Here is a 5,853-nt window from a genome sequence, read left to right on the forward strand (position 1 = left end):
TCTAACGAATTACCGATTTCTGTCCCACTCTCTTGTATTTAATCAACCTTTTCTACCTTTAGTAACTGGCCATGTTTTAATTCATAAATGGTATCTACATAGGTCAGGATGGAGCGGTCATGGGTCACCATGATGGCGCTCTTGTTTTTGGATTTGACTTCTTTTTGGATCAATTGGGCGATTTCTTGCCCTCGATCTGGGTCTAGGCTAGCTGTTGGTTCATCGGCTAAGATGACCTGCGGATTTCCGATGAAGGCCCGAGCAATGGCTGCCCGTTGCTTTTGCCCACCGGACATCTGATTCGGGTATTGGTGGTAACAAGCTTCGATGTCAAGATCTGCCAACAAGGATTTGACTTCCTCTTGGCGTTTTTTCTTGTCCTTCTCTCCTTTTAATTTGGCTACCAGTTCTAACTGGTCACCGATTTTCATATAGGAGAGGAGCTGGTGATCCTGAAAGATAAAGCCGAGTAATTCCAGCCGTTTTTGCGTCCACTGGCCTTGGTTGAGACCGGTCAAGTCTTGGCCAGCGATGCGAATCCGCCCCTCATCCGCTGATAAAAGCAAGCCGGCGATGGCTAAGAGAGTGGACTTGCCAGATCCTGAAGGGCCCAAGATGGCGACAAATTCGTTGGGTTCGACGCTTAAATTAAGCTGATTGAGGACATGGTGCATCTGGCTACCATCGGCGTAGGATTTTCTGATATTTTCTAATGCAATAATGGCCATCTTATTCTCCATTTCCACCAATGACTTCGATTGGATCTACTTTTTTGATTTTGACAAGGGACAAGGCACCACACAAAATAGAGGTCAGGATAAAGCTAACCGAGATGGTGAGATTGTCCTTTAGGGTCATAAAGGAAGGGACGCTATTGGGTAAAAATGGCACCATCATGGTTGCCAAGCCAAGTCCCAGCAGCACTCCGATGAGGGAGATAATGGTGAGCTGGGATAGTTGGACATAGGTAATCTGGCTCATGGACATGCCAATAGCCTTCAAGACGCCGAACTGTTTCAACTTCTGCAGGGTGAGGATATAGAAGAAAACCCCAAGGATAGCAGAGGAAGCGAGCAAGAGCACCCACGTGATCATCCGTAGCGTCAGGTTTTGAGCCTTGTAGCCAGGGATTTTATCGATCACCTGCTTCTTATCCGCCACCATTAAGTTGCTGGCTAGATCACTAGAAGGGATGTTTTTCTTGGTCACAAGGGTTTGGGCTTGCCATTGATAGCTTGGATCTGTTTTTTGCCGCATGCCTGTGTAGGTTTCCGAGCTGATAAAGCCAATCTCGCTGTAGCCGTATTTGGCATTTTTCGCGAAGGCCACGACCTTGAGTTTTTGCTTAGAGGTTTTATCGATCACGCGATCGCCGACTTGGATTCCCTCATCCTCTTTGAAAGAACTGTCCAAAATGACCTCGTTTTTCTTTAAGTCGGAGATCTTGAGGTCTGTATCTTCCATGATTGGATTGAGGATTTCTTCTTCATTGTGATCGGTCGCGAAGTAGGTGATATCCAGAGTGTTGGAATCCTCTGATTTTGAGACGGTTGCCCGCTGGATGGACAAACCCGAATAGTCCATCCCCTCTATCTTTTGGACCTCATCTAAATCTTTCTCCGTAATGGTTGAAAAGGGGATAATCCCTTCTGAATCCGTAGAAAGGATGTAGTGCAGCGACCCATAGTTATCGATTTGAGCCGATACCGAACGGCCCAGTCCATTTGTCAGCCCGGACAAGAACACCACCATAAACATGAGAATGGTAATGAGGAGCTCAATCAGGATAAACTTCTTGGGTTGGTATTTAATTTCATTCCATGCGATTTTCATATTCGTTCTCCTTTTAGCACGGAGGTGCTCAAGTAGCTTGGCACCTAAACATACTCTACCATCATACCACAAGTGGGGGGAGAATAGGGGGATGGTGTTTGGGGAGTATGAAGGAATCGGATTTGTTTCTCAATTATTAATTATTAATTGTTAATATATACAAAAAAGAGATATGCTATAGACAAACAAAAAAGCTTTGATTTCAAGGCTTTTTCCTGTTGATTTAGATGCCCCCTGCATGAAATCCTTCATTTTAGTGTAGAAGAAAATAGCAATAGAAGCTTGAAATTGAGGGGTTTTATTAAAATCTTTCTTCGAATAAAAGTGATTTGAAATACAACTTGGTACAAATAAACTTCAATTTTATGAACATATAAGTTTATAAAGTTTATAATTATATGTTTCCGAAAAACATATCTTTTTCAGAAAGTGGAACAATAAGCAAAAAAACAGCCCCAACGGTTGGGGCTGTTGGTGTTTCTGATGAAATATCTTAATCATTTCAATTTAAAATGTTCCAAAATAATTATTTCAACATTAATTTTTGATAATTTATACAAAAAAATTCTCAATGAGAAAAAATAGTTTGAAAAAATCTGTTTTTTTGTGTATAATGTACACAAAAAGATGAGGTGATTTAAATGGCTATTACAACTACAAAAGCAAGATTGAATCTAAGTATTGACTCTGAATTAAAACAGGAAGTTGGTGAGGTCTTGAAGGAGATTGGGCTTGACTATACTACAGCAATTAATTTATATTTCAATAAAATCAGACGTGATCGTAAAATTCCATTTGAACTTGAAGCACGAAAAAATTTAACTGTCGATGAATTTCTTGGTTCAAATTGGCGTGAAGGTTTGGAAAATGTAGAGGACGGTTGGGATTGAGTTATAAAGTTGAATTGATTCCTGAAGCGCAAGATGATTTTTATAAATTAGATAATAGTCAAAGTCTTCATGTTAAAAAGTCACTTATCAAGTTAGAAAATCAAGGGATGCTTGCCGGAGAGGCTCTTCACGGTAATTTAGCAGGTTACAGGAAGTTAAAACACAAAAAATTGGGCCTGAGAATTGTTTTTCATGAAACTGTCAATGCAATTGAAATTATTGAAGTCATTGCTATTGGTAAGAGAAGTGATAACGAAATTTATACAATTTCTGAAAAACGTATAAAAAACAGATGAAGCTATTTTAACCAACCTGCATAAAAGAAAGAAACACCTACTAACATATTCAAGAAATTAAAAGTAAATGAGATAAGAAAACTGGAACTACTTTCACATATAAAAAATGGAATTTCATTCAAATTAAAGTATAATAAAATAAGAAAAAGTTGTTACTAAAGATAAAATTTTTAGAATAAAAAATTACCGTAACTAATTAATATTTATATAAGAAAGTGGATGATTCCAATGTGCAAACTATAATTATCAATTCTTAAGCTGTAAATAGTAATGCTTCAGGTCAAATTAAAGCAGAGTTGTTAGGAGCTGGTTTTAATTTTGGAGGTATTGTTGGAGGCAAAACTTATTATAGAGTCCCATTTAATCAAAACGGAACTATTAGTCTATACTAACTTAGGAGATAATCGATATTATGAATGAAAAAAATCGTACATATTTTATTTGTGCAAGTATTATTATTTCATCTATAATTTTAGGACTCTTTATTTATAACGGAATTTATAACGGATTTGACGTTTTGGGTCAATATATAAACGATGGCCTCAGGGTAATTAATAGTAATTTACCTAATATTTTTAGGTAGTTAATAGTAATAGAATTTAAATAAAAAACGGTAATTTAGTGAATGCTGATTGCCGTTTTTTGTTTGCTAATTCCAATGACCATTGATAGTGTAAAAAAGAATGTAAATGTTTAACAAAAGATTTGACAAATGGCTTGTACCGAAAAAGTCAGATTGGTTTTAGGAAATTATTCAAAGAAAATTAAAGTTACGTTGAAACATGATGATATTGGGGGGCATCAAATCTTTCTTCTTTTAAGTTTTACAAAACAACATTTCAATATGTTCTACTAATTGACGGCTATTTTTTAGAAAACAACCGTTGCCACCAGCTTTTTTAGTTTCTAACAATAATGTTTCATCGTGAGAGCTCCAATAAGCTGCAGCTGGCTGTTGCTTATCCAATCATGACGAAGTATTAAAAAAAGCTTCCAACACTATTAAAGCAATTAAAAGTGGGAAAACTTAATCCGTTTAGAAAGATAAACATTTGTCTTTTTTCACATTTTTGCATCGTCTAAATTAACTATTAAATAGTGAAAGGGGGTAGTAAATGGATAAAGTGATAAAAATCGTTGGCGTGTCTTAACGCTTTTATCGGTTGGCTTTTCGTCTTCTTCTATGAGACTGACCTAGTTTATAGTGTCACAGTGCCTCAGATATGAACGATAGCCTTCAAATAAAGATAATCAACAACAAAATAAACAAGAATAGGGAAAAGTCTTTAGGATCAAAAAACGCATAATATTAGGTTTTGAAGAACCTTGATACTATGCGTTTTATTGTGGGGAGATTTACTTTATTTTCTCCTGAAATTGAGTTTTTACCTAGTATCGTTTTACTTCCGATTAGAGATAACAAATTTATCAATGAATAGTAAGTGATATAATGCAAGTACAAATCCCCAGAAACTACCACGAAGAGAGAATTCTTGATGATTAAGAGGAAGCAAATCACGGTTTCCTATATAGATGCATGTTAAAATCACAAATAGAATCCAAAATAAATCAGTCCATTTATATTTTGAAAAATATTTTTTTAACATAATAACACCTTCTTTCTTTGCTATAATAACATTATATAATAAAATGTAAGCGGATACAAATAAGAAAGGAGAAAAGCTCATAAAAACTACTAAATTTTTTGTAGTTGCTATTTCTACAGGTATCTTAACTTTTAGTCTCGCTTCGACGTCTCTTGCCTTTGCGCAAAGTTTGGCACACCACCAAAATCTCATGATGCAAAACTCCAGACTAAGCGAGTTGTTCTTGAAGAAAGTAAAATTTATAGTTTACAGGATTTATTCAATTCTTCTAATTTAAGTGTTGAAGAACAAGAATAAATTACTAAAGAAAAACTAAAAATTTATGTACAATTGACTAAACTAAAGCTAAACCATTGATACAACTGATTTAGAAGCATAAAATACATTCTTTAAAAAGTGTATTTTATTTTTGTTTTGTAAATTATTCTGAAACTACTTTCACATATAAAAAATTGAATCCGAATTACTGCAGGCCTATAATAAAGATAGGAATAATAAGAATTCTTCCTAGAAAGGAGTATACTGTATCATATGTGACAGTATTATTAATGAATCATGAAAAAAATAATTACTATAGTACAGTGCATTTTGTTTCCCGTGTCTCCTTATATAGCTAGAGAACTATGCTTGATGAGTAAAAATCTAGTCGATAATATGTTCCTTATATTCTTTATCATGCTAACAATTTCTTTTTGGCTTGGTATTTGGAAGTTGGGAGATCTTGTGGGAAATCCAAAATAGAAAGTAAAAAGTTGTGCTAGAGATGAGATTTTTATTTATTTTAATTATTAATACACCTTATTTCTTTTATTTAAAATGGAAGGATAAGCCTAAACAAAAAAATAAGTCCTTTTGTTATCTTTATAAGTTTTACATGATTTACTTGTGGTTTATCCTCATAATTTCCGTAATGGCTATCGGTATTTTATCCCTTGGAGTAGTAGCTGGTATGGGAAGAAAACTTCCGTTTGGTTTCTTTGTTATATCTTTTTTATGTATAGTTCTATTTAGTTTCTATATTTTTAGTATTCTAAAAGAGATAAAGGACTTAAAGCAAATAAAAGGTAAGTAAATATTAACTAAGAGAACTAGCTAACTAGCTTAAGTAAAATATAACACGGCCATGATTCATGAGCCGTGTTAAACTAAAAGTTTATGTACAATTGACTAAACAAGACTTAAACCATTGATATAACTGAATTAGAAGCATAAAGTACATTCTTTAAA

At 34.6% G+C, this 5,853-nt stretch carries 5 protein-coding genes; 2 read left to right on the plus strand and 3 right to left on the minus strand.

Annotated features, from left to right (window positions below):
• Nucleotides 1-38 precede the first annotated feature (38 nt).
• Both HMPREF2704_RS06910 and HMPREF2704_RS06915 read right to left on the minus strand, forming a co-directional pair.
• On the minus strand, nucleotides 39-728 hold the full coding sequence (locus tag HMPREF2704_RS06910) for an ABC transporter ATP-binding protein (protein ID WP_070846070.1): 690 nt from the start codon (nucleotides 726-728) through the stop codon (nucleotides 39-41).
• A 1-nt stretch (nucleotide 729) separates the two neighbouring features.
• Nucleotides 730-1,833 (minus strand): ABC transporter permease, encoded by a 1,104-nt coding sequence (locus HMPREF2704_RS06915; RefSeq protein ID WP_070846072.1) that lies wholly within the window; start codon nucleotides 1,831-1,833, stop codon nucleotides 730-732.
• A 641-nt stretch (nucleotides 1,834-2,474) separates the two neighbouring features.
• Between HMPREF2704_RS06915 and HMPREF2704_RS06920 the strand changes: the two genes are divergently transcribed.
• Both HMPREF2704_RS06920 and HMPREF2704_RS06925 read left to right on the plus strand, forming a co-directional pair.
• Nucleotides 2,475-2,723 (plus strand): type II toxin-antitoxin system RelB/DinJ family antitoxin, encoded by a 249-nt coding sequence (locus tag HMPREF2704_RS06920; protein ID WP_003007840.1) that lies wholly within the window; start codon nucleotides 2,475-2,477, stop codon nucleotides 2,721-2,723.
• The gene (locus HMPREF2704_RS06925; protein WP_070846084.1) at nucleotides 2,720-3,019 is read left to right on the plus strand and encodes a type II toxin-antitoxin system RelE family toxin; all 300 of its coding nucleotides are present in this window, start codon (nucleotides 2,720-2,722) and stop codon (nucleotides 3,017-3,019) included. Before HMPREF2704_RS06920 ends, HMPREF2704_RS06925 begins: the two co-directional genes overlap by 4 nt.
• Before the next feature lie 1,400 nt (nucleotides 3,020-4,419).
• Here the strand turns inward: HMPREF2704_RS06925 and HMPREF2704_RS06930 are convergent.
• Complete coding sequence (locus HMPREF2704_RS06930) at nucleotides 4,420-4,626, minus strand: hypothetical protein (RefSeq protein ID WP_037608378.1); 207 nt, start codon at nucleotides 4,624-4,626, stop codon at nucleotides 4,420-4,422.
• Nucleotides 4,627-5,853: the final 1,227 nt, after the last annotated feature.

The sequence above is a fragment of the Streptococcus sp. HMSC076C09 genome (assembly GCF_001837905.1).
In the GTDB taxonomy this organism is placed as follows: Bacteria; Bacillota; Bacilli; order Lactobacillales; family Streptococcaceae; genus Streptococcus; species Streptococcus parasanguinis_I.